Origin of the sequence: Arthrobacter sp. FW305-BF8 (assembly GCF_021789315.1) — a bacterium.
In the GTDB taxonomy this organism is placed as follows: Bacteria; Actinomycetota; Actinomycetes; order Actinomycetales; family Micrococcaceae; genus Arthrobacter.
Map to the genome: position 1 here is coordinate 2,579,524 of NZ_CP084561.1, position 21,411 is coordinate 2,600,934.

At 65.3% G+C, this 21,411-nt stretch carries 24 protein-coding genes; 14 read left to right on the forward strand and 10 right to left on the reverse strand.

The genetic code is table 11. The annotated features are described in order from the left end of the window. Positions 1 to 76: 76 nt before the first annotated feature. Entirely contained in the window at positions 77 to 1,327 is a 1,251-nt protein-coding gene (locus tag LFT45_RS11420) for an Nramp family divalent metal transporter (protein WP_236803319.1), read from the reverse strand. A 257-nt stretch (positions 1,328 to 1,584) separates the two neighbouring features. On the opposite strand from LFT45_RS11420, the gene LFT45_RS11425 reads away from it, so the two are divergent. Beyond that, positions 1,585 to 1,935 carry a hypothetical protein gene (locus LFT45_RS11425; protein ID WP_236803320.1) on the forward strand — a complete coding sequence of 117 codons (351 nt, stop codon included), beginning with the start codon at positions 1,585 to 1,587 and terminating at the stop codon, positions 1,933 to 1,935. A 19-nt stretch (positions 1,936 to 1,954) separates the two neighbouring features. Here LFT45_RS11425 and LFT45_RS11430 read toward each other — a convergent pair whose 3' ends face one another. Next, entirely contained in the window at positions 1,955 to 2,194 is a 240-nt protein-coding gene (locus LFT45_RS11430; RefSeq protein ID WP_236803321.1) for a hypothetical protein, read from the reverse strand. Positions 2,195 to 2,615: 421 nt separating this feature from the next. On the opposite strand from LFT45_RS11430, the gene LFT45_RS11435 reads away from it, so the two are divergent. The 7 genes from LFT45_RS11435 to LFT45_RS11465 all read left to right on the forward strand — a co-directional run bounded on the left by LFT45_RS11435 (position 2,616) and on the right by LFT45_RS11465 (position 8,535). Beyond that, positions 2,616 to 2,861 (forward strand): hypothetical protein, encoded by a 246-nt coding sequence (locus tag LFT45_RS11435; protein ID WP_236803322.1) that lies wholly within the window; start codon positions 2,616 to 2,618, stop codon positions 2,859 to 2,861. A gap of 98 nt (positions 2,862 to 2,959) precedes the next feature. After that, positions 2,960 to 3,175 (forward strand): hypothetical protein, encoded by a 216-nt coding sequence (locus LFT45_RS11440; protein ID WP_236803323.1) that lies wholly within the window; start codon positions 2,960 to 2,962, stop codon positions 3,173 to 3,175. 70 nt (positions 3,176 to 3,245) lie between these two features. Continuing rightward, a complete protein-coding gene (locus LFT45_RS11445; protein ID WP_442863554.1) occupies positions 3,246 to 4,319 on the forward strand; it encodes a DNA polymerase IV in 1,074 nt (357 codons plus the stop codon). 24 nt (positions 4,320 to 4,343) lie between these two features. After that, positions 4,344 to 5,408: a spore photoproduct lyase family protein gene (locus LFT45_RS11450; protein WP_236803324.1), complete on the forward strand. Its 1,065-nt coding sequence runs from the start codon at positions 4,344 to 4,346 to the stop codon at positions 5,406 to 5,408. Positions 5,409 to 5,549: 141 nt separating this feature from the next. Beyond that, positions 5,550 to 5,891, forward strand: coding sequence for a YciI family protein (locus tag LFT45_RS11455; RefSeq protein ID WP_236803325.1), 342 nt, complete (start codon positions 5,550 to 5,552; stop codon positions 5,889 to 5,891). Positions 5,892 to 6,777: 886 nt separating this feature from the next. Then, the gene (locus LFT45_RS11460) at positions 6,778 to 7,014 is read left to right on the forward strand and encodes a hypothetical protein (RefSeq protein ID WP_236803326.1); all 237 of its coding nucleotides are present in this window, start codon (positions 6,778 to 6,780) and stop codon (positions 7,012 to 7,014) included. A gap of 1,254 nt (positions 7,015 to 8,268) precedes the next feature. Then, positions 8,269 to 8,535, forward strand: coding sequence for a hypothetical protein (locus LFT45_RS11465; protein ID WP_236803327.1), 267 nt, complete (start codon positions 8,269 to 8,271; stop codon positions 8,533 to 8,535). A 185-nt stretch (positions 8,536 to 8,720) separates the two neighbouring features. Here the strand turns inward: LFT45_RS11465 and LFT45_RS11470 are convergent, their stop codons facing one another. Genes LFT45_RS11470 through LFT45_RS11480 form a run of 3 tightly spaced genes read right to left on the reverse strand, consistent with a single transcriptional unit; the run spans position 8,721 to position 10,752 of the window. Beyond that, entirely contained in the window at positions 8,721 to 9,344 is a 624-nt protein-coding gene (locus tag LFT45_RS11470; RefSeq protein ID WP_236803328.1) for an energy-coupling factor transporter transmembrane component T family protein, read from the reverse strand. Further along, positions 9,341 to 10,066: an energy-coupling factor ABC transporter ATP-binding protein gene (locus LFT45_RS11475; RefSeq protein WP_236803329.1), complete on the reverse strand. Its 726-nt coding sequence runs from the start codon at positions 10,064 to 10,066 to the stop codon at positions 9,341 to 9,343. Before LFT45_RS11475 ends, LFT45_RS11470 begins: the two co-directional genes overlap by 4 nt. Then, positions 10,063 to 10,752 (reverse strand): biotin transporter BioY, encoded by a 690-nt coding sequence (locus tag LFT45_RS11480; RefSeq protein ID WP_236803330.1) that lies wholly within the window; start codon positions 10,750 to 10,752, stop codon positions 10,063 to 10,065. Before LFT45_RS11480 ends, LFT45_RS11475 begins: the two co-directional genes overlap by 4 nt. 314 nt (positions 10,753 to 11,066) lie before the next feature. Between LFT45_RS11480 and abc-f the strand changes: the two genes are divergently transcribed. Next, positions 11,067 to 12,665 carry a ribosomal protection-like ABC-F family protein gene (gene abc-f, locus LFT45_RS11485; RefSeq protein ID WP_236803331.1) on the forward strand — a complete coding sequence of 533 codons (1,599 nt, stop codon included), beginning with the start codon at positions 11,067 to 11,069 and terminating at the stop codon, positions 12,663 to 12,665. Between the two features lie 247 nt (positions 12,666 to 12,912). Continuing rightward, positions 12,913 to 14,655, forward strand: a complete 1,743-nt coding sequence (locus LFT45_RS11490) for an HNH endonuclease signature motif containing protein (RefSeq protein ID WP_236803332.1) — start codon at positions 12,913 to 12,915, stop codon at positions 14,653 to 14,655. A gap of 71 nt (positions 14,656 to 14,726) precedes the next feature. Here LFT45_RS11490 and LFT45_RS11495 read toward each other — a convergent pair whose 3' ends face one another. After that, positions 14,727 to 15,614 carry a pentapeptide repeat-containing protein gene (locus tag LFT45_RS11495; RefSeq protein ID WP_236803333.1) on the reverse strand — a complete coding sequence of 296 codons (888 nt, stop codon included), beginning with the start codon at positions 15,612 to 15,614 and terminating at the stop codon, positions 14,727 to 14,729. A 305-nt stretch (positions 15,615 to 15,919) separates the two neighbouring features. Between LFT45_RS11495 and LFT45_RS11500 the strand changes: the two genes are divergently transcribed. Beyond that, a complete protein-coding gene (locus tag LFT45_RS11500; RefSeq protein ID WP_236803334.1) occupies positions 15,920 to 16,498 on the forward strand; it encodes a dihydrofolate reductase family protein in 579 nt (192 codons plus the stop codon). A gap of 34 nt (positions 16,499 to 16,532) precedes the next feature. Here the strand turns inward: LFT45_RS11500 and LFT45_RS11505 are convergent, their stop codons facing one another. Genes LFT45_RS11505 through LFT45_RS11520 form a run of 4 tightly spaced genes read right to left on the reverse strand, consistent with a single transcriptional unit; the run spans position 16,533 to position 18,596 of the window. Then, positions 16,533 to 17,000: a YbaK/EbsC family protein gene (locus LFT45_RS11505; RefSeq protein ID WP_442863555.1), complete on the reverse strand. Its 468-nt coding sequence runs from the start codon at positions 16,998 to 17,000 to the stop codon at positions 16,533 to 16,535. Positions 17,001 to 17,016: 16 nt separating this feature from the next. After that, positions 17,017 to 17,889 (reverse strand): SURF1 family cytochrome oxidase biogenesis protein, encoded by an 873-nt coding sequence (locus LFT45_RS11510; protein ID WP_236803336.1) that lies wholly within the window; start codon positions 17,887 to 17,889, stop codon positions 17,017 to 17,019. Beyond that, positions 17,890 to 18,150, reverse strand: a complete 261-nt coding sequence (locus tag LFT45_RS11515) for a hypothetical protein (protein WP_236803337.1) — start codon at positions 18,148 to 18,150, stop codon at positions 17,890 to 17,892. It abuts the gene before it with no gap. Then, a complete protein-coding gene (locus LFT45_RS11520; RefSeq protein ID WP_442863556.1) occupies positions 18,147 to 18,596 on the reverse strand; it encodes a DUF3099 domain-containing protein in 450 nt (149 codons plus the stop codon). The genes LFT45_RS11515 and LFT45_RS11520 overlap by 4 nt, the downstream gene beginning before the upstream one ends. Before the next feature lie 139 nt (positions 18,597 to 18,735). Between LFT45_RS11520 and LFT45_RS11525 the strand changes: the two genes are divergently transcribed. The 3 genes from LFT45_RS11525 (at position 18,736) to LFT45_RS11535 (ending at position 21,408) form a co-directional block, all read left to right on the forward strand. Continuing rightward, a complete protein-coding gene (locus LFT45_RS11525) occupies positions 18,736 to 19,461 on the forward strand; it encodes a beta-ketoacyl-ACP reductase (protein WP_111904768.1) in 726 nt (241 codons plus the stop codon). 189 nt (positions 19,462 to 19,650) lie between these two features. Then, positions 19,651 to 20,403 carry an SDR family oxidoreductase gene (locus LFT45_RS11530; protein WP_236803339.1) on the forward strand — a complete coding sequence of 251 codons (753 nt, stop codon included), beginning with the start codon at positions 19,651 to 19,653 and terminating at the stop codon, positions 20,401 to 20,403. A gap of 144 nt (positions 20,404 to 20,547) precedes the next feature. Continuing rightward, entirely contained in the window at positions 20,548 to 21,408 is an 861-nt protein-coding gene (locus tag LFT45_RS11535; RefSeq protein WP_236803340.1) for a VOC family protein, read from the forward strand. Positions 21,409 to 21,411 lie beyond the last annotated feature (3 nt).

Below are 21,411 nucleotides of genomic sequence, written 5' to 3' on the forward strand. Positions count from 1 at the left end.
ACGGCAGTGCCTCCCGCAGCAGGGCAGCGTCCCCTAGTGTTCGGCCTTCATTAATCTGCCGGCCGTCGCGGGACCGTCAGGACACACCCAGCGCGGTGAGGGCGATCAGTACGCAGTTCAGGCCGACGATGAGGGTGGCGCTGGTCCAGCCCGCGATTTTCAGTGGGGTCGAATCGGTGTGGATGCCCATGACCTCGCGCTTGCCGGTGAGCCGGATCAGCGGAATCAGGGCGAACGGGATGCCAAAGCTGAGGAGCACCTGGCTCAGGACCAGGGCGAGCGTCGGTTCGATGCCGGCACCCAGAATCGCCAACGCCGGAATCAGCGTGATCACGCGGCGGGTCAGCAGAGGTATACGGACCTTCAGCAGGCCCCCCATGATGGTGGCACCGGCGTAGCAGCCCACGGAGGTGGAGGCCAGGCCCGAGGCGAGCAGGCCGATGGCGAACACGACGCCGATTGCCGGACCCAGTGCCGACGTCACCGCGGCGTGCGCGCCGGCGATGGTGTCCGTCCCTTCCACGCCGCGAAGGCTAGAGGCTGCCAGCAGCAGCATGGCGATATTGACCACGCCGGCCAGCAACAGGGCGCCGGCCACGTCGAATCGGGTGGCACGGATCAGGCGGGTCCTCACGGCAGGGTTCTCGGAGAAGCCGTGGCGGTCCCGGGCAAGGGCGGAATGCAGGTAAATGGCGTGCGGCATCACGGTGGCGCCGAGCATGCTCGCGGCGAGCAGGATGGTGTCCGTTCCTTCGAAGCGCGGCACGAGGCCGGTCAGTGCGCTGCCGGCGTCCGGCGGGTTGACGAACAGCCCGGACACGAACCCGACGGCGATCACGCCGAGCAGGATCAGAATGGCCACTTCAAACGACTTCTGGCTCCGGTTCGACTGCAGCGACAGCAGCAGCATCGACGCGAGTCCGATGATGATCCCGCCAGCCAGCAGCGGAAGCCCGAACAGCAGGTTCAGTGCGACGGCCCCGCCGATCACCTCAGCCATGTCAGTGGCTCCGGCCACGATCTCCGCCTGCGCCCAGTACGCACGCCGACGGCGGTTCCCCAGGCGCTTCCCAAGAATTTCGGGAAGGCTCATGCCAGTGGCGAGGCCCAGCTTGGCGGACTGGTACTGCACCAGCACAGCCATGGCGTTGGCCGCCACCAGCACCCACACCAGCAGGTAGCCGTAGCTCGCCCCGGCGGTCAGGTTCGCGGCCACGTTGCCCGGGTCGACATAGGCGATGGCCGCCACGAACGCCGGACCCAGCAGCAGTAAGCGCGACCAGACCCGTGCTGGTGCGGTGCGCTCTGAAAGGGTCGAAACAGCCATCATCCATCCTCGTCATTGGGGGTACCGATAAGACGAGGATACCGAAATTTAGGTATACCGAAAAGTAGCCATTAGGCCTACCGAGCTGGCCCTGTTGTGAGGGGCTGGTTCGGGGCAATAATGGCGGTGTGGCTTCCTACCCGCGGTGTCGGCAGTTCGCGGCCGTTGCTTGGGCCGGCGCAACGGTGGTGATTGCCGCTGCGGGCTGCGCTCCTTCCTCGGCCAGGGAACCGCCCTGCTTTCCGCCGCCATATTCGGTGAAGCCTTCAGAAGCCAAGCCGGGGGAGGCGGTAACCGTCGCGGCACCGGACGCCGACTGCGACCCCCGCTATGGTGCGAATGCCCGCATTCAGGTCACCGTTGCCGATTCCTCCGGAGCGAAAGTCGTTAACACTACTTCCGCAATGAACGACGGCGGTAGCTTTACTTACACTTTCGTCGTCCCGGTACAGACTGCTCCGGGCCAGGCGACAGTCACGGCAGTGCCGTACGACGTTGACTGGTGCGACGACACCGGACGAAACAACCGGGTGGCCAGGGCCGCCGTCGTTCAGATGCAGCGGGCATCTTGTGTACTGCCCGTAAAGCCCCTGACCATCCGCCGGTAGTATTCCGTCGCCGGTGGATTCACGGGCGTTTGCCGGCCGATACCTCGGAGGCTTTACTTTTCGCCCTGATGAAGGACTGCTCCGCCTCTGAAAGCTGGAGTTCGCCATGCTGGTCCTGGGCGACGTGGCCGCCTGAGACCTGGTGAACCACGTTTGCCACGGTCCGCGGAAGAACCACGCAACCGGGATTTTCGACGAGCCACTTCTTTGTGGGCTCATCAAGCTCATTCCACCACTGAACAATCGGCCTTTGGTCCATGAGGTGCTCCTCGGATTTGAGACTTTACATTTGTTGACAGCGGCCGCCGGATTCAGGCTTCACGGCGCCGCGAAATGTGCAGAAATCACCAGACGCGCACAGCCTAAGTACTCATGCCCACCGGCCCCAATCACGGCGCTGGCCCGTCGACACTGCGCTGTCCGGTTCCGGCCACGGCGCTGGGTGAGGTGTCGACAGGAATTCACGAATTTCTCAATTGGTAATCAGTACCGAGTGTGGTCCGGATGCCGGGAGGGGTCAAGAGGCGCCCGTAACGTCACGAAACCCGGCGAGGAGGGCCTTGTTCGGCGCCCACGGCTCATACGGGGAAGTGACTGCGGAGTAGTTTTTACACGCCCGGGCGGCCACGCGCGTCGGCCCGCCACATACACAGTGAGGCCGTCGCTGTCATACTTTCGCTATGAAGGTGACGGGCTGGCTTTCGCCGGACGAATTCTGGGATGAGTACGGGCGCGTGGAGGAACTCATTCGGGAGTCCTTCGGCGGGTTGCCCTGCTACGGACTCGGCGAGTGGTCCGGGCCAATTGCAATAGGCGAGTGGGATCTTGGCGGCCGCCGGCCCGCGGCTGTAGGCGTTGTGTTTGGTTCCGCCCAAGCAGGCCCCATGGTCCAGGTCACCACACCACCAGTCAGGATCCGCGGCTGACCATTGCCCACCGCCGCCTGATGGTCGACGGTCCTCCAGTCAGCGGTGAGGACTTGTCACGCCGGTTACGGGTGCTCACTGCGGAGCGGGGCGAGGAAATGTCCATAACAGTCGACGGTGCGGAGGAGCTGTTCGCCGTATGGCGGGGCGTTGACCATTGGTGGGCCGCGGGCCGGCATGACGGCAACGGGCTCATCCTGGAAGGGTCAGCCGGGCTGGATGTGCGGGCAGTGTCACTGCGTCGTGTGGCCGACATTGAGCCTTATTTGCAAGGCCGCCGCGCGCAGCTCCGCGCGGTCAGCGGTGAGGTTTAGCTGCGCTGTTCCTTGAGCGTTGCGGCCTGCAGCCAGTGCTTGCCAGGGATGTTTAGTGCACACTGGTGGCGTGAGCGGAATCCGGTGGGTGCTGCACGTTGATCTCGACCAGTTCATCGCGGCGGTCGAAGTGCTCCGGCGGCCGGAGCTTGCGGGCAAGCCGATCATTGTCGGCGGCCGGGGCGATCCCACGGAGCGAGCTGTGGTGTCGACCGCATCCTATGAAGCCAGGGCGTTCGGCGTCGGGTCCGGAATGCCGTTGCGCATCGCGGCCCGGAAAGTGCCGGACGCTGTGATTCTCCCCGTCGATCAGGAGGCTTACCTCGCGGCATCTGAAACGGTGATGGCTACCCTGCGCTCGCAGCCCGGCGCCACCGTTCAGGTGCTGGGTTGGGATGAAGCCTTTGTAGGCACTGAGACGGAGAATCCGGAAGCCTACGCCCGGGAGGTGCAGGCGGCCGTTCTGAAGCGAACGCAGCTGCATTGCAGCGTCGGCATCGGTGACACCCTGGTCCGGGCCAAGGTCGCCACCGGTTTCGGCAAGCCGGCCGGCGTCTTTCGTCTCACTTCCGGAAACTGGCTCGACGTCATGGGGAGCCGGCCCACCAAGGACCTGTGGGGCGTCGGAAGCAAAGTGTCGGGCCGGCTGGCCAAACTCGGCATCAACACAGTCGCCGAGCTCGCCGCGTCCGACCCGCAGGACCTGGTCCCCGAGTTCGGCCCCAAAATGGGTCCTTGGTACGCGGAGCTCGGACGCGGGGACGGCGCCAGCATTGTGGACGACACTCCGTGGGTTGCCCGCGGGCATAGCCGGGAGACCACTTTCCAGCGCGACCTGACCGACCCTGCCCAGGTGGACGACGCCTTGCGGGAGCTGACCGCGCGCGTCTTGGAGGATGTCGTGGGCGAAGGACGGCCCGTGGTTGGGCTGACGCTCAAGGTTCGGTACGCGCCCTTCTTGACCAAGACCCACGCGAAAAAGATTCCCGAGACCTTCGACCGGAACGAAATCCTCGCCCGGGTCCTGGACCTCGCAGCCGGAATCGAAGCGGACCGTCCAATCCGGCTCCTGGGCCTGCGGGCCGAAATGCCCATGCCCGGCGATGCCCGTAAGGGCCATACGCCAACGCGCGGCGGTTGGTGACGCCGTCGTTGGGAGAATGGAACTATGGATTTCAATCGGCTGCTGCAGATCCGGCGCATCTATGCCCAAAGTGCTGCACTGGAGATTCCCAGGGGTCAGGAGATCGTCGAGCGCTGGCCGGATGCCGACGTCGTGCTTGTCGACAACCACTGGAACATCCCGGAGGTGCACGGTGATGAAACGAACGTGCCGCGCTGGTCCCGGATCAAGACGGAGGCGCTGGTCCTAGGCGTAAAGAAAGCTCTCACCGTCAAGCCGAACGGCCGGTCCGCGGACTTCATTGCCCCCTCAACGGCGAACGGCTGCGCCATGGCATGCGCCTACTGCTACGTGCCCCGGCACAAGGCGTACAGCAACCCGGTTACTGTTTTCGCGAACATCGACCAGATTGCCGGGGCGCTTGAACGTCACGCCACACGCCAGGGCCTGAAGCTGGAGCCCAACCAGTGCGACGCCGAACTCTGGGTCTACGACATCGGTGAAAACAGCGACTGTTCCGTCGACGCGCTGATCAGCAACAACGTGGAGGACCTCGTCACGCTCTTCCGGGACCTGCCGACTGCCAAGCTCTCCTTCGCCACCAAGTACGTGAACCCGGCAATGCTCAAGTGGGACCACGGCGGTCACACCAGAATCCGCTTTTCCCTCATGCCGGCGGATTTGGCGAAATCGATTGACGTTCGTACATCGCCGGTTGCGGAACGCATGGCTGCAATCAACGACTTCGTGGATGCCGGGTACGAGGTGCATGTGAACTTCTCGCCTGTCGTCATTACGGACACCTGGCTCAGCGATTGGGAGCAGCTGTTGCGCCAACTCAATGACACCCTGTCCGACGCCGCGAAGGCCCAACTCGCGGCAGAAGTCATCTTCCTAACCCACAACGAGGGGCTCCACGAGGTAAACCTAGGATGGCATCCGCAGGCGGAGAACGTGCTGTGGCGTCCGGACCTCCAAGAATCGAAGGTCTCGTCCAATGGCTTCACTAACGTCCGCTACCGTTCAAGAGCCAAAGCGGGCTACGTGCGGCAACTGACCGCGCTTATTGAGAAGATCACGCCTTACTGCCGCATCCGCTACGCGTTTTGAGGGCCAGTTGTGGTTCCTGGGTTGTCCGGCCTGGGATCCGTGAGCGGGTACCGGCAGGCGGGAACGCGGAGGCCTTGGCACGGCGCGATGGCATCGGCGAGGATGGATGCGATCCCCCTGCTGTGAGAAGGAGTCGATCCGTTGACCAAGTATCTGATCTCGTTTCCGAGTGCCGCCATGGTGGTCCGTGACGAAGACTTTCAAGCCGTTTCGGATGCGTCGCACGCGGTCGTTCAGGAGGCGAAGGACGCCGGCGTCTGGGTGTTCGGCGGCGGCATCGATGAGAGTATCCCGCCAGTCATGGTTGACGGCGATGGGACCGTGAGCGAGGGGACCTACCCCCAGACGACACAGCTCGAAGGCGGCTACTCGGTGCTGGAGCTGCCCTCGTACGACGCCGCGTTGGAGTGGGCCGCGAGGATCGCTGTCGCCTGCCGCTGCGCGCAGGAGGTGCGCGCTTTCCATTACGACCCCGCCAGCTAGTTCCGGCCGGGTGATCCTCGTCCTGGGTCGTTGCCGGCTGCCAAAGTTCACAAGCCGGACGCCGGCCGGTCATTTGGGGGAGCGGCTTGCACCGCTCGCGTGTCGGCCACTGCCCATGTGCCCGCCTAGGAAGCCCCCGACCAACAGCAGGACCGCTCCGGCCCGCGCCAGGGCGATTCCAAGTTCGTGGTGGCCGCGTTCCCGGGCTGCCCATGAGGCGAGGTAGACGGTGGTGGCAGCGGCGTTGCTGGCCGCGTGCACAATACCAAGGCGCTTAATCGGGCGGTCCTTGGTGGTCCATTGCGCCCAGCCAGAGAGGGCAGGGCTCCGCCCTTTTGACGACAGCGTCTAAAGGTTTTGCCGTTTCGAGTGTTCCAAGGAGCCGTGTGTAACGGTCGGCGTTGCCCATCACCGTATGCATGCACCACAACATACTCTGCAGCGTGCGGGACCGTACCGCTTTCAAAATTGTGCATCTGGAGTTGCAACCGTGTCCGGGTGTGCAAGGCTAAAGTGAGGAATGGCAGCTCCCCGAAAAGGACAAGTCTTCCTGACCGGTGCCGTGACGGCAAAGCAGTTTATTTCTCCGGTGTTTAGCATCAGCAGCAGATGTTCGCCGTCACCGCGGCCCGCTAGCCGCCAGCGCGTGAGGTCCAAAGCTACTCGACGGTCCGCTTCGACGCTTGTTGCCGTGGCTGCCCTTTTTGGTCCTATGTCATGCAGCGCCGGAGAGCCCCAGCCCGGAGGAAGCCAGGCCGCCTTCGCTAATCCACCGGCAGCACCACCGGCAAGGACAAGCCCGTCCATCCATGCCATTACTCCACATTGGAGCCGGCTTCCTACAGACAGCTCGCCGGCTACTGGCGAGACAGTTCCATGGAGTCTGATGAGAATCGATACTGAGACAAACCGCATCTACCTGTCCGCCGCACAGGTTAGCTGCACGGTGCCGTCTGTGGTGCATCTTCAGGAAACGCCGACGGAGATCGTCATCGCGGTCACCGGCGCGCCCTCCTTGGCACCGTTCGATGGCCCGTGCACTGCGCAGAAAGTGAGCCTCTCTGGTTTCGTTCAGCTCAGCGGCCCCATCGACGACCGCCGAATTGTGGGAAACACCGCATAGGACGCTGTGGCCCCCGCGATACGGGCACCTACCGTCAAGGGAAGTTTCGGGCTGTTGTCTAAGGTCCGCCCATTAGATCGCACCCGAAAGTGCCCTGATCCGTTCGCACGATGATAAAGACTCTGGCTGCAGAAGAAGGTGACTGCGCAAATATCTCAGCCCCTCCCGCGGTCCTACCCTGGGAGGTCAGGCCAGTCATATCGTGCTCGGCGGGCTTCGCGTCGGGACCGCAGTTATATTCGCGGTCGGCAAATTGCACTTTGGAAGGCACTTCTTTAGGCGAAGGGACCCAGTCCGACGTCTGTTGATGGACATTCCATAACCTCACGCCGGCGAGAACCCCTACGAGCACCAACGAGGAAAGTATCAATGACAAGGCAATCACCTTCCCCCGGCTCATGGAGCAAACGATCCACGAGTGCAACCTGAAAATCAATGTAGGGATCGACGAGCATTGACGTCTCCGCCAAGGGATCGATGGGGGCCGCGTTTCTGGAATTTGCGAATACCAAGCATCGCTTGCGCCCTCTGCGGTCCGTGCAAGGAGAGCTCCTGTGAGAGCGGCAGCGATGCGTCGCCGCCGCTGAGCGGAAGGCACCAACAAATCCGCCGCGGCTGCGCAGTGCTAACTGAGTGGACTCACTAGCCTGCTTTATCCGCTGCGCGTAGCTTCATGGCATGAGGAATTATGTGTCGCTGGCGCACGCAGGCCTCTTGGTGGTTGTACTTGGGACTGGGTGCGGCATCATTCCAGGCAGTGGCGCGGAAACGTGTGTTGACTGGGTCCGGTTTGAGTCAGCCCAAGAACAATACGACCAGGCAGGCCTGGTGCTGATCGGAAAGTCGGTGGGTGAGGACGGGGAAACCAGTATTTACGGTTACAAGGCCACGACTCACCTCATAGATGTCGAACGTGTGCTCAAGGGCGACCCGGGAGACGGCACACTCCGCGTCTCAGCCACACCCCAGACGTGTACTGGGGGCGACTCCTACCCGGACGGCGACCCACTCGCTACTAATCAGCGAGCCATCATTTTCGCTACCCAGCAGGGCGACGAATGGTTCACCCTGACGCCCGCCCAAGGAGTGCTGCCCTTTCGGCAAGGGGAAAAGCTTCCCTTTCGATAGTGCATTCACGCTCGAATAAGCGCTGACGGCCTTCAGCTACCCCGCTGCGATGGACAAAGCCCACATATCCAAACGTGGGGGGATAAAGGGCATGACGCCCACTTCCGCCGAGTTGCCAAGGCCTAGGTGCCGCAATTTGCGGAGGTGGTGTGCGCCGATACGGAGGCGACATCAACAAATCAGTACGGTAGCGACATCGAGCAGTCAATACCGCTGAGCCTGGACAGAATTCCGCACTCTTTTCCCGAGGCTGTGAAGCCGGCGTTCCCGCTCTCGCTATATATTTGGGGCCGAGACCACGATGAATACATTCCGATCTCAGCAGGGCAGCAGGACAACGACGTGGTGCTCATTCTTCGTCACCAGAAGGACAAGGCACTTTTTGGCTCCTAAACGTTCGACGGCGGTAGTGGGCGGGCAAAGCGCCTTGTCACGCCCATGCACGATTTGCAACAAGAAGTGAAAGTCCCCGACACCTCGAGTCGTTCCGGCGTGAATTCCTTTTAGGAGGACCTCCCATTGGCGTTGCCACGCCCTGAGCCGGTCCCGGACGTTACAGCGCCTGGGCTCCAGCTCGGTCAGTCCTCCGGCTCGCCCAACCCCCGGGCGGCCAGCGCCTCGCCCGTGTGGCGGGCATACGCAACGGTGGTGATGAACACCGGCAGGACCAGCGCGCGCGGGTTGCGTTCCAGTCCGCGGGCTCGCGCCGAGTCCCGGACGTCCGAAAAGGCGCCGGCGATGAACGGGATGCTCCGCAGCATGATGGCGATGGTCAGGGCAAACCGCTCGGGGTCCGCGCCGAAGCGCCGGAACGGGCGAGCCAGGGAGACAACGCCGTCGAGCAGCCGGTGCAGTGGCGTGGTGGCGGTCAGCAGCGACGCCGCCACGACACACAGCAGGATGTTCAGCACAATCCGGGCGGCAACGGGGCCCCCCAGCTGCCACCACTGAAACGCGCCGATGACCAGCAGGATGGGAAGCAGCGGCCGCACGGCACGGAAGAGGCGCACGGGCCCGGCGCCGCTGATCAGGAACAGTCCGCACAGCACGGCGAGGGCCGCGGCGGCCAGCCGCCAGTCAACGATCAGGAACGAGGCCATGCCGCACAGCAGGACCAGGAGGAACTTCAGCCACAGCGGCATGCGGTGAATCAGGGACGTGCCGGGCACGTAGTTGGCGAGCAGGAAGCCGTGCCCCCTCACCGGAAGTCCCCGTCCGGGAGGCTCTGGGCAGAGAGTGAGCGGTAATGCTCGACGGCGGCGGCAGCACCGCCGTCGTACGCTATCCGTCCGGACTCGACCACCAGAACCCGGTCCATATCCAGCGCCAGCTCCAGGTCATGGGTGGACATGATGATCTGCTGGCTGAGGCCTGCCAGGGTGCGGCGGAGCAGCTCGCGGTTCCGGAGGTCCAGGAGCGTGGAGGGCTCGTCCAGCACGAGGACTCCAGGCTCGACCGCCAGCACGGATGCCAGGGCCAGGAGCTGCCGTTCTCCGCCGGAGAGTTCGTAGATGCTCTGGTCAGCCAGGCTCAAGAGCCCGAAACGGTTTAAGGCGGCGGTGGCCTGCTCCCGGCGCTCCTTCCCGCTCCGCACGGAACGGCGGAGTGACAGCTCCACGTCCTCACGTCCGGTGGGCATGACCAGCTGGGAGAGGGGATCGGTGAAGACGAAGCCCACCTGCTGACGCACGGCCCGCACGTTCCGGACCGTGTCGGCGCCGTTGACGGTCACGGTCCCTTCGCTGGGAACCACGAGGCCGTTGAGCAGGCGGAGCAGTGTCGATTTGCCGGAGCCGTTGGCCCCGATCACACCGATACGCTCCTCGGTGAGCTCCAGCGAAATGTCCTGCAGCAGAACCTTGGGGTCAGGGCGGCCGTCGACGGCCACGCTGACCCCTGTATTCCTGAGGGAGATGGTGCTCACTGCTGCGCGGAGGCTTCCGGCGTGGTGGCTTCCGGCGTCGCGGCGTACGGTGCTGCGGCCTTCTGCGGGAGTTGCCGGACGCGGCGTACCAGCAAATCGGGGAAGGCCTTGTGCAGGGCGATGGCCACCGTGACGGCGAGGACGTTCTTGATGATGTCGCCGGGGTAGAAGGGGAGGTCGGCGAGGAACGCCTTGGCGAAGTCCAGCTTGGCATTGACCATCATGCCGGCGATGCCGAGGCCGTGGACCAGCACAATGCTGGTGGCCATCGCAGACACAAACAGCAGCGCGGCGCGGAATTTTACAGTGCGGCGGATAACGACGGCGGCCAGCCAGCCTACCGCCGCTGCGGCCAGCGGGAACGCGATGATGTAACCCGCTGACGGTCCGGCGAGGATGCCCAGGCCGCTGCGGCCGCCGCTGAAGATCGGCAGCCCGGCGAGGCCGAGCAGGGTGTACAGTCCGACGGCGGCGAACGCGCGGCCCGGGCCGAGAGCAAGGCCGGTGAGCATGACGGCGAGCGTCTGGAGCGTGATGGGGACGCCGAGGCCGCCCACCGGAATGGCCGCCACCAGGGCTGACGCCGCCACGAGCGCGGCGAAGACGGCGATGAGTCCGAGGTCGGTGGCGTTCCAGCGGCGGTGCTTTGCCGGCGGCAGGGTGCCGGCGGAATGGGTCTGGGTCATGGGAGGTCCTGTCGAGGGGGTACAAACAATTATCAGCTCGTCTCGACGTTACTGGCCCGGGAATGGCCGCATTTTGTTGCTCTCCTACAAGACGAACTGCCCGGGGTCTGGTGCTGGGCACAAATACTCCGCTCCTTCGGGACGGCAAGGCGCTCCTGCCATGTGAGGAAGGCATGTTCCGGCAGGGTTGCGCCGGCCGGTAGACTTGAACGGGCCGTTCTCACGGCTGGCATCCCCGGCGTTCCAGACTTTTCGCCGTGCGGCATGCAACCTGCCGTGCTGCGGCTTCCCTGTTGTGAAAGGCCTTACCTGCTTTGATTACCGTTCAGGATCTTGAACTGCGCGCTGGCGCCCGCCTGCTCATGGACCAGGTGAGCTTCCGGATCGACAAGGGCGACAAGATCGGCCTCGTGGGCCGCAACGGTGCCGGCAAGACTACACTGACCCGCGTCTTGGCAGGCGAGGGCCTGCCTGCCGCCGGCAAGGTGACCCGCAGCGGCGAGATCGGGTACCTGCCCCAGGACCCCCGGACGCCGGATATGGAGCAGCTGGCGCGGGACAGGATCCTGTCCGCCCGCGGCCTGGACATCGTCGTCGGCAAGCTGAAGAAGGCCCACGACGAAATGGCCAGCGAGGACCCCGCGGTCCAGCGTAAGGCGATGAACCGCTACGACCGGCTCGAATCCGAGTTCCTGGCCGCCGGCGGCTATGCTGCCGAAGCCGAGGCCGCAGCCATCTGCTCGAACCTCGCCCTGCCGGACCGCCTGCTGAACCAGCCCCTCAAGACCCTGTCCGGCGGTCAGCGGCGCCGCGTCGAGCTCGCGCGGATCCTGTACTCGGACGCCGAGACCATGCTCCTCGATGAGCCCACTAACCACTTGGACGCCGACTCCATCGCATGGCTGCGTGACTTCCTCAAGAACCACCAGGGCGGACTGATCGTGATCAGCCACGACACCGAGCTGCTCGAAGCCACCGTCAACAAGGTGTTCCTCCTGGACGCCAACCGTGCCCAGATCGACTTCTACAACATGGACTGGAAGCGCTATCTGACGCAGCGCGAAACAGACGAACGCGCCCGCAAGCGGGAACGCGCCAACGCCGAAAAGAAGGCCCAGGTCCTGTTCGACCAGGCCAACAAGATGCGGGCCAAGGCCACCAAGGCCGTTGCAGCGCAGAACATGGCCAAGCGCGCTGAACGTCTGCTCAGCGGGCTGGAAGCAGTGCGCGAAAACGACCGCGTGGCAGCCCTCCGCTTCCCGGATCCTTCGCCCTGTGGCAAGACCCCGCTTACGGCAGAGGGGCTCAGCAAGTCCTATGGCTCGCTGGAAATCTTCACCGACGTGGACCTTGCCATCGACCGCGGCTCCAAGGTGGTCATCCTTGGCCTGAACGGTGCGGGCAAGACCACCCTCCTGCGGATGCTCGCCGGCGTGGACCGCCCCGACACCGGCGACATTGTCCCCGGGCACGGCCTCAAGGTGGGCTACTACGCCCAGGAACATGAGACGCTGGACGTCGACCGCACCGTCCTCGAGAACATGCGTTCCTCTGCCCCCGACATGAAGGACGCCGAGGTCCGCGGCATCCTGGGCTCGTTCCTGTTCTCCGGCGACGACGTCGACAAGCCCGCCGGCGTGCTCTCCGGCGGTGAGAAGACCCGTCTGGCGCTGGCCACCATCGTGGCCTCCAGCGCGAACGTTCTCCTTCTGGACGAGCCAACCAACAACCTTGACCCCGCCAGCCGCGCCGAAATCTTGGGCGCACTGCGCAACTACACCGGCGCCGTCGTCCTGGTCAGCCACGATGAAGGGGCCGTCGAGGCGCTCAACCCGGAGCGCGTGGTATTGCTGCCCGACGGCGTCGAGGACCTCTGGAACGAGGACTACCTGGACCTCATCACGCTGGCTTAGTTCGCGGCGGTTCTGCCGCCAGCACGCAGATATGCCTGCCCGGCCACGCTAGAGGTCCGTTAATGTCAGACCCCCTGATCAGACTGTTTCTATGGAAGCCGTTGGGGGATTCACCGATCACCGGACCTTAGGGTCGGGTGCGGGTGGGTTGGCTTCCGTCCGGAAGAACGACGGCGGACGGTTGCCTGCGCTCACTGACATCGCCGGCGGGGCTAATAATGTCGTACCCCCTGATCAGACTGTTTCTATGGAAGCCGTTGGGGGATTCACCGAACACCGGGCCTTAGGGCCGGGTGCCGGCGGGTTGGCTTCTGAGCCGGTTTCAGTTGGTGCCAACGCCCTTCAAAGCGTTCCTGTTGACGGTGGCGCCCGCGTCCTCGAGGGGGACGTGGTTGATCAGGCCTTGGCTTTGCTGGAACCGGACGCGATTACTGCCGAGGACGCTGCGTTGTGGGGTTTCGGGCAGGCCGCGGATTTCGCGGACCGGCTCGAGCAGCTCTCCCGGCGGGTGGAGCGTCTGCAGGTGGTCGCCGCGGGGGCGGTGGACCGTTCCCGCATCGCTGCGCTCACCGCCGCGGCATCATCCCTCGTCGCCGTCCCGGCGTCTGATACTTTGCCGGGGGATGACGGGTTCCGGAACAGCGTGGAGTTCCTTCGGGACAGGCTGCGGATCAGCTCCGCGGAAGCCCGCCGCCGGATCGGACTGGCCGACGCCGTCCTGCCCAGGACCGGTTTCGGCGGGCAGCAGCTCCCCCCGAGGTATGGGGAGCTCGCGGCCGCGGTCGGCGGCGCCCAGATCAGCTCCCGCGCGGCGACCACCATCACTCTGGCCCTGGACCGGGCACGGCATTTCACCACCCCGGACCATACAGCCGCGATGGAACACGACCTGACCCTGGCCGCCGTCGAGAACGACGCCGACTTCCTCACCCGCGTCGCCAAACACTGGGCCGAGGCCATCGACCAGGACGGGACCGAACCCTCCGAAGCGGCCCTCCGGCAAATCCAGGGCGCCTTCATCCGCCGTCCCAAACACGGCCTGCAGCACCTGGAAATCTTCGCCACCGCCGAACAGTTCGAAACCATCACCACCGTCATGAACACCGCCACCAACCCCCGCACCCCGGCACCCGGCGACGGACCGAGCAGTGATGGCCCAGGCAGTGACGGGCCAAGCAGCGGGGCGGGCAGTGATGGGCCAGGGAACGTGGAACCGGCTGGCCTTGACGGCTGGGCCACCGACGGCGTTCCGGAAATCTCCCTGGATCACCGGTCACAGGGGCAGAAGCGGCTCGACGGGCTCGTCGGCGCGTTGCAAACTGTGCTCACCACCGACACCCTGCCGGCCAACGGCGGACACCGGCCCCAGATCCTGGCCACCATCAACTACCGCGACCTCCTCGCCGACCTCCAACACCGGCAAGACGCACAATGGGCCCAAAACGCACAATGGACCCAGGAAGCCCAGTGGGCCAGTGATCTACAGACTGCCCAAGGCGGTCAGGAGCCGCGGCCGGCTTACCTTGGCGGGGCCAGCCGCGGCCGGACCGACCAAGGCACGGCATTGTTCGCGTTCGGCGGGCCGGTGAACCCGGCCACGATCCGCAAAATAGCCTGCGACGCCGACATCATCCCCGTCGTCCTCGGCGGCCAGGGCAGGATCCTGGACATCGGGCGCGCCTCACGCGTCTTCCCGCCCCACATCCGCAAAGCCATCATGGCCCGGGACCAGGGCTGCGCGTTCCCCGGCTGCACCATCCCCGCCGCGTGGTGCGAAGCCCACCACATCACCTACTGGTCCCGCGGCGGAACCACCAGCACCGGCAACGGCGTCCTGCTCTGCAGCCATCACCACCACCTCATCCACAAAGAACTGTGGCACATCGAAGTCACCAACGAGGTGCCCTGGTTCAAACCCCCACCAGAACTCGACCCCCACCGAAAACCCCGCCGCAACAACTACTTCCACTCACGACCCCACCGGGAATGAACGGGCTGAGCGTGTGGTACCGCTGTCCGACGGCGTTGAGGGCCTCTTGAACGAGGACTACCTGAGCCTCGTCACGCTGTCCACGTTTGAGCGTGGTTCTGATTGACGTGCCAGTGCCCGGGAGCCTCAAGTCCGCCGGGCAGCCGTGTCTCAGGGTTGCCCCGCGCGCTGTTGAGCTGCGGCTGCGCCAGGTAGAGGGCGCGGGACAACTCGGCGCCTTCCAGCCGTGCATCCCTCAGGTCGGCGCCCAGCAGGTCCACTCCGGCCAGATCAGCGCCGCGCAGGTCTGCCGCAATGAGGCAGGCGCCCCGAAGGTTGGCGCCGCAGAGCCGGAGCGTCCGGAGGTCCACGCCCGCCAGGTCCGCCTGAGGCTGCAGCCGTTCTTCAAGCTCGTCGCCCGAGGCGAAGAAGGCGGCCCGGACTTCCTCGCTGACCTCCGCCAGCACCTGCCGCACCCGGCTGTGAAGTGTCTCGACGTCCAGGGCGAGCAGCCCGGCCACTGGTCCTTTCGTGAGTTTGCTGATGGTGAGCCGCAGCTCCTGCACAGCGGTGCCGGTGTCTGCGTCAAAGGCTCGTTCCTGCGCCTCCGCCAGGTACCAGAGCATCTCGTGAAGCTGCCGCATGATCTTGAAGGCTGCGAACATTCCGGACCTGCTCTCCGGCTTTTCGCGCCAGCTGACGCCGTCGAACAGCCCCTGCGACACAGCCTGGCCCGCGCCGAAGCAGTCGAAAACGGTGCAGCCGCGGAAGCCGCGCGGGCGCAGCCGGTCGTGGATGCCACAGGAGAAGTCGGCGGCGAGATTGGGGCACGGCGTACCCGCCGGCTTGTCGATGGCGAAGTCGGCTGAACGTGAAAAGCCGAAGGCGGTGCAGCACAGCGCGAAGCAGTTACTGCAGCCGGGCTGCAATGCGTCCCGGCCAGGAGTGGCGGCAGAACGTGGAATGGATGTGGTGCTCAATTGATCTCCCAAGAATGATGCGGATGTGTACGTCGCACTGGGAACCCGTAGTCGAGTTCCCTCGGCGGACACACCGAATCACCGCTCCGGAACGGAACGCGGTAGCACTGCCGCGAGAGGGCAGCGGCTGTGAGCTAGAGAGAAGTATGAAGAATCACTGGCTCCAGAATACCTGCGCCGCGACGCCGCGTGCGGGCAATCGTCACTGAACAGCCTGGTGGTAATCCTTCGCTTCGGTAGCTAGGCTCTTCCCGCCGTGGCAGCTGCATTTGCAAACCCGATCAGCCGCACCCGAGGAGAGCATCATGACCGCTATCTACACTTTCGACGTCTTTGCCAGCCTCGATGGTTTCGGCTCCCACAGGGGCAACTGGGGCGGTTACTGGGGCAAGCAAGGCCCCGAGCTGCTCGAGCACCGCCTCGCCCTGTACGGCGAGGAGCAGCGGATGGTCTTCGGGGCCAACCCGTATCGGGCGTTCGCCGGGATGCTGGCCTCGAGCAGCGAGGAGTCCGAGGTCCGTGACCCATGGGTCACGCGGATGACGAACCTGCCAGCAACGGTCGTCTCGAGAACGCTGCAAGAACCGCTCGACTGGCCGGACGCGGCTGTCGTTAGCGGCGACGCAGTCGACGTTGTCGCCAGGCTTAAGGGAGAGTCAGCACTGCCACTGCGCTCACACGGCGGCCTGTCCATGAACCGGGCGCTGATGGCCGCCGGCCTGGTCGACCGCGTCCAAGTGACTCTCTTCCCTGTGATCACCGGTCAGACCGGAGAGGAACCGGTCTTCCAAGGCGCCGCCGACTTCGAACTCGAGCTGATCGAGAGCCGCACGCTCGACGGACACACTCTGGAGCTCATCTATCGGCCAACCCTCCACGCCTGACTCACGGGCGACGCGCCCCCCAAACGACTGACACTCAGCGCACCCGAAGCGCGTGGGCGTCCGTAATGCGCTGCAGCTCGCCGTAGCTGATGGAGAACATCGAGTGGTGGTCGCCGGCCCCGGCCCAGAGCGTCGCATACTCTTCGAGTGAGGTGTCCAGCAGCGTGCGGATTTTGGCCGGGTGGCCTACCGGCGCAACCCCGCCCACTTCCTGGCCCGTGTGCTGCAGGACGAAGTCCGGCGCGGCACGGCGGATCCGTCCCGTCCCCAGCTGGGAGGCGACGAGGCGCACGTCCACTTTCGCGGCGCCGCTGGCGAGGATCAGCAGGGGAGTGCCGTCCACTTCGAACACCAGGCTGTTGGTGATGGCCGCAACGTCGCAACCAAGGGCATCAGCCGCGGCGGCCGCCGTCGGGACCGCGCCCGGAAGAACCGTCACTGTGTCGCGGGCGCCCGCTGCTGTCAGAGCGCGGCGAACGTTGGCGACCGGGTCGGCAAGCATCTCAGTGCTCCTGTTCTCAGTAGCCCTGTGCATCCAGGATCGCGTCTTCCTCTTCCTCCGCCGTCGGGCGCTTGCGCTTCCGGGGCGCCGGTGGACGACGGCGGGCTCCCGCGGCGGTGGTGGCAGCCTCGCCCTCCGACAACTCGGCATCCTCGGCGTCCATGGCGGCGTTTCGCGCCTGCTGCCGGGCCGCATAACCAAAGCCCACAAACATGAGGACGCCAAAGGCGAACCACTGGAGTGAGTAGGACAGGTGCGTCCCCTCGTCCACCGAGGGCATCGGGAACGGCTGCGGCATGTCCGCCACCGTGGGCGTCTCCGACGCGAGCTGCCCGTAGGCGCCGGTGAGGAGCGGGGAGCCCAGTTCGGCGGAGTAGGCCGGCAGGTCAATGGAGGCGAGCTGGCCTTCCGGGGCACCGCGCTGCAGTGTGGGTTCGCTGTGCTTGAGCCGCACCACCGCCGTGATCTGCCCGGACGGCGGCGCAGGAATCGTGTCCGGCCGGCCGGGTGTCTTGTTGCCGATCGGCAGCCAGCCCCGGTCAATCACCACGGTCTCGCCCGACACGAGCTTGAACGGCACCACCACCTCGTACCCGGGCTGGCCGTTGAGCGGGCGGTTGCGCACGATCCGCTGCCCGTCGACGTCGTACGTGCCCTGGAGCTTAACCTGGGTCCATTCCCGCGACGGGTCCAGCTGATTGAACTCGTCGCGCGCCTGGTCAAACGTGATGGGAGTGGCCGAGTAGTTGGACGTGACCCGCTGGATCTCGGCCAGGGTCTCGGCCCGGCGGTCCATCTGCCAGCGGCCGAGGAAGACGCAGCCGGTGGCGAAGATTGCGGCCAGCAAGAGGTAGCCCAGCCACTTGCTGGAAAACAGGAACTTGTACATTCAGCTGTTCCCGCCGGTCTCTGCGGGCTCGAGCGGCACGGTTTCCTTCCAGAGGCCGCGCGTCTGCAGGTAGTCCTCCAGCCACGCCTTGTGCTCACCGCAAGCCAGCCACACCTTGCGGCGGTCAGGCGTGTGGATCTTGGGGTTGTTCCAGAGCAGCTGCCAGGACGCGTCGGCCCGGCAGGCTTTGCGGGAGCACGTGGCCGTGGACGCCGGCCCGGCAAGATCGCTGCTGCCGCCACCCAGGTTGAAAATGTTCATGAAGCTTTCTGTCCCCGGCCGTCGTCGTCTTCTTCTTCGTCATTGGTGATGAGTTCGCCCTGGAGCACCGTCGGTTCATCGTCCGTGTCGGAGCTTTCCGGAGTACCGGATTCCTCGGCTGCCCCCAGCTCAGCGTACGGCGTGTAGTCGAGCAGCGCATCGCTGTGGATCTCCGCCTTGTCCGAACCGTTGGCGATAACCACCGCGATCCAGGGCAGGAATACCGCACCCGCCACCGCAACCAGCTTGAACCAGCCGTCCACCACGAAGATCAGGATCAGGCACACCATGCGGATGGCCATGGCAAGGGCGTACTTGATCATGCGCTCCCGCATGTCTTCGGAATGCGCTGCGGCGGCGTCCGTGATGCTGATTACTTCCGGATGACCGGAGGTGGCGTCACGCTTCCCGGGCAACTGCTGACCGGGCTGGGGTTCAGATGTCACGACTGTTTGATCACGCTCCAATGGCTACCCCAATTCTCTCACCATCCACAGGAGGCTCCCAATCGGGCGATAAGATCGGAGGCAGTCAAAAATCCAGCCACCACGGCGGAGCCATGCTCCGCAGAAAACCGGAGCACACATGTCTGAAGCAGCAACCACGGCCCGCAGCGTCCTCATCACCGGCGGCAACCGCGGCATCGGCCTGGCCATCGCGGAGGCATTCGTGGCCAACGGGGACAAGGTGGCCGTAACCTACCGCAGCGAATCCAAGCTGCCAGAGGGTGTGCTGGGCGTCAAGGCCGACGTGACCGACGAAGCCTCCGTTGACGCGGCGTTCGCCGAGGTGGAGGCCGCCCACGGCCCCGTTGAGGTGCTGGTGGCGAACGCCGGCATCACCAAGGACACACTGCTGCTGCGCATGAGCGAGGACGACTTCACGTCTGTCATCGACACCAACCTGACCGGAGCCTTCCGCGTCATCAAGCGCGCTTCGAAGGGCATGATCCGCCTGCGCAGGGGCCGCGTGGTGCTCATTTCCTCCGTTTCGGGCCTGTACGGCGCGCCAGGGCAGATCAACTACTCCGCCTCCAAGGCCGGCCTCGTGGGCATTGCACGTTCCCTGACCCGCGAGCTCGGTTCGCGCGGGATCACTGCGAACGTCGTCGCTCCCGGGTTCATCAACACGGACATGACGGCAGAACTGCCGGAAGCAACCCAGAAGGATTACCTGTCCAGCATCCCTGCCGGGCGCTTCGCCGATGCCTCCGAGGTGGCCAACGTGGTTCGCTGGATCTCCAGTGACGAAGCCGCCTACATTTCCGGCGCCGTGATTCCGGTCGACGGCGGCCTCGGCATGGGTCACTAGACACCAGGCACCAGGCCGGGCCGGGACACCGGGCCGGGACATCAGGGCAACTTTCACCCACGGCTGGCCGCCGGCTTCTTTGTGGCGTTCCGACAAGGGAAACCGGCGCGGCCGCTGGCATGATGGACTTCAGGTCATCAGTAATTAGACGTTTTGAACAAAGTTATAGCTTTAGACAAGGGAGCCCATATGGGACAGCTGGACAACAAGACAGCCATCGTCACCGGTTCTTCGCGCGGCATCGGCGCCGAAGTTGCCAAGATCCTCGCCGGCGAGGGTGCCGCCGTCGTTGTTAACTACCGCCAGAAGGCGCCGCGCGCCAACAAGGTGGTGGCCGGGATTGAGGCCGACGGCGGCCGTGCCGTCGCCGTGGGCGCCGACCTGACCAGCATCGAAGGTGTGCAGGCGCTGGCCAGTGCCGCCATGGAAAACTTCGGCTCGCTCGACGTCCTGGTCCTCAACGCCTCCGGCGGCATGGAATCCGGCATGGAAGAGGACTACGCCCTCAAGCTCAACCGCGACGCCCAGGTGAACATGCTCAACGCCGCCGCGCCCCTCATGAAGGAGGGCTCCCGCGTGGTGTTCGTGACCAGCCACCAGGCTCACTTCATCAACTCGGTCCCCACCATGCCGGAGTACGAGCCCGTGGCCCGCAGCAAGCGTGCCGGCGAGGACGCCCTGCGTGAGCTCCTGCCGAACCTGGCCGACAAGGGCATCTCCCTGGTGGTCGTGTCCGGCGACATGATCGAGGGCACCGTGACTGCCACGCTGCTGGACCGCTCCAACCCGGGTGCCCTCGAGGCCCGCCGCGCCGAGGCCGGGAAGCTGTACTCCGTGGAGGAGTTCGCCGCAGTGGTTGCCAGCATGGCCACCGCCGACGTCGAGTCCGGCCACACGGAATACGCCGGCGGCGCGGACTACTTCGGCAAGAACACCCAGTAGTCTCTGCCAGCGCGGGTTTCCCGTCGCGGTTCCAGCACGAAGGCCCGGCGCATCAGCGCCGGGCCTTCGCTGTCTCCTCGCTGGCGCCTAAATCAGGCCGCACAGGCGTTGTCCGGGCGGCCCGTGACGCCTAGGGTCATAGCCATGGCACAGGACGCAGCAGTACCGAAGCGGAGCTATCCGGCCGGCGTGCCGTGCTGGGTGGACTGCCAGCAGCCCGACGTGGAAGCAGCCATGAAGTTCTACGGGGGACTGTTGGGTTGGGAGTTCGAAGCCGGTGCGGCACCACCCGGGGACACCGGAAGTTACGTAGTGGCCCGGCTCGGGGGCCAGGAGACGGGCGCCATCACCAGCTTGGGGCCCGGTCCCCACGGTGTCCCGGCCTGGAACACATACATTGCAGTCGACGATGCGGATGCTGCGGTGCGGCACCTGCTGTCAGCCGGGGCTACCCTGAAATCGGCACCTGCAGACACAGGCGTTGGAGGCGTACGGGCCGCGCTGGCCGACCCCGAGGGGGCGGAGTTCCGCATCTGGCAGGCAGGGGAGCGGCCGGGCGCCCAGGCGGTCAACCTCCCGGGCGGCTGGAACTTCAGCGACCTCCACACGGCGGACACGGACGCCGCCGCGGATTTCTATGCCAGGGCCTTCGGCTGGGAGTTCGACCGCCTCGACTTCGGCATCATGATCCGCCGCCCCGGGTACGGCGACCATCTGGAGGCCACCATCGACCCCGATATCCGGGCCCGGCAATCGGGCGACGCCGTGCCGGCCGGCTTCGAGGACGCCGTGGGTTGGGTGGCACCGGCCGCCCCGGGCGAGCGACCGCACTGGCATGTGACCTTCACGGTGGCGGACCGGGACAGGGCCGTGCAGGAGGCGGAGCGTCTTGGCGCTCAGGTGCTGGGGCAGGACGACACCGAGTGGACACGGACCGCACTGGTCAGGGACCCCGGCGGGGCTGTCTTCACGGCAAGCCAGTTCACTCCGCCGCCGGGCTTCTAGTTC

Bases quoted from the DNA above. Each gene is read 5' to 3' on its own strand.
- LFT45_RS11420 (WP_236803319.1), bottom strand. From the start codon at position 1,327: ATGGCTGTTTCGACCCTTTCAGAGCGCACCGCACCAGCACGGGTCTGG.
- LFT45_RS11430 (WP_236803321.1), bottom strand. From the start codon at position 2,194: ATGGACCAAAGGCCGATTGTTCAGTGGTGGAATGAGCTTGATGAGCCC.
- LFT45_RS11435 (WP_236803322.1), top strand. From the start codon at position 2,616: ATGAAGGTGACGGGCTGGCTTTCGCCGGACGAATTCTGGGATGAGTAC.
- LFT45_RS11440 (WP_236803323.1), top strand. From the start codon at position 2,960: ATGTCCATAACAGTCGACGGTGCGGAGGAGCTGTTCGCCGTATGGCGG.
- LFT45_RS11450 (WP_236803324.1), top strand. From the start codon at position 4,344: ATGGATTTCAATCGGCTGCTGCAGATCCGGCGCATCTATGCCCAAAGT.
- LFT45_RS11460 (WP_236803326.1), top strand. From the start codon at position 6,778: ATGAGAATCGATACTGAGACAAACCGCATCTACCTGTCCGCCGCACAG.
- LFT45_RS11480 (WP_236803330.1), bottom strand. From the start codon at position 10,752: ATGACCCAGACCCATTCCGCCGGCACCCTGCCGCCGGCAAAGCACCGC.
- LFT45_RS11490 (WP_236803332.1), top strand. From the start codon at position 12,913: ATGGAAGCCGTTGGGGGATTCACCGAACACCGGGCCTTAGGGCCGGGT.
- LFT45_RS11500 (WP_236803334.1), top strand. From the start codon at position 15,920: ATGACCGCTATCTACACTTTCGACGTCTTTGCCAGCCTCGATGGTTTC.
- LFT45_RS11505 (WP_442863555.1), bottom strand. From the start codon at position 17,000: ATGCTTGCCGACCCGGTCGCCAACGTTCGCCGCGCTCTGACAGCAGCG.
- LFT45_RS11510 (WP_236803336.1), bottom strand. From the start codon at position 17,889: ATGTACAAGTTCCTGTTTTCCAGCAAGTGGCTGGGCTACCTCTTGCTG.
- LFT45_RS11515 (WP_236803337.1), bottom strand. From the start codon at position 18,150: ATGAACATTTTCAACCTGGGTGGCGGCAGCAGCGATCTTGCCGGGCCG.
- LFT45_RS11525 (WP_111904768.1), top strand. From the start codon at position 18,736: ATGTCTGAAGCAGCAACCACGGCCCGCAGCGTCCTCATCACCGGCGGC.
- LFT45_RS11530 (WP_236803339.1), top strand. From the start codon at position 19,651: ATGGGACAGCTGGACAACAAGACAGCCATCGTCACCGGTTCTTCGCGC.
- LFT45_RS11535 (WP_236803340.1), top strand. From the start codon at position 20,548: ATGGCACAGGACGCAGCAGTACCGAAGCGGAGCTATCCGGCCGGCGTG.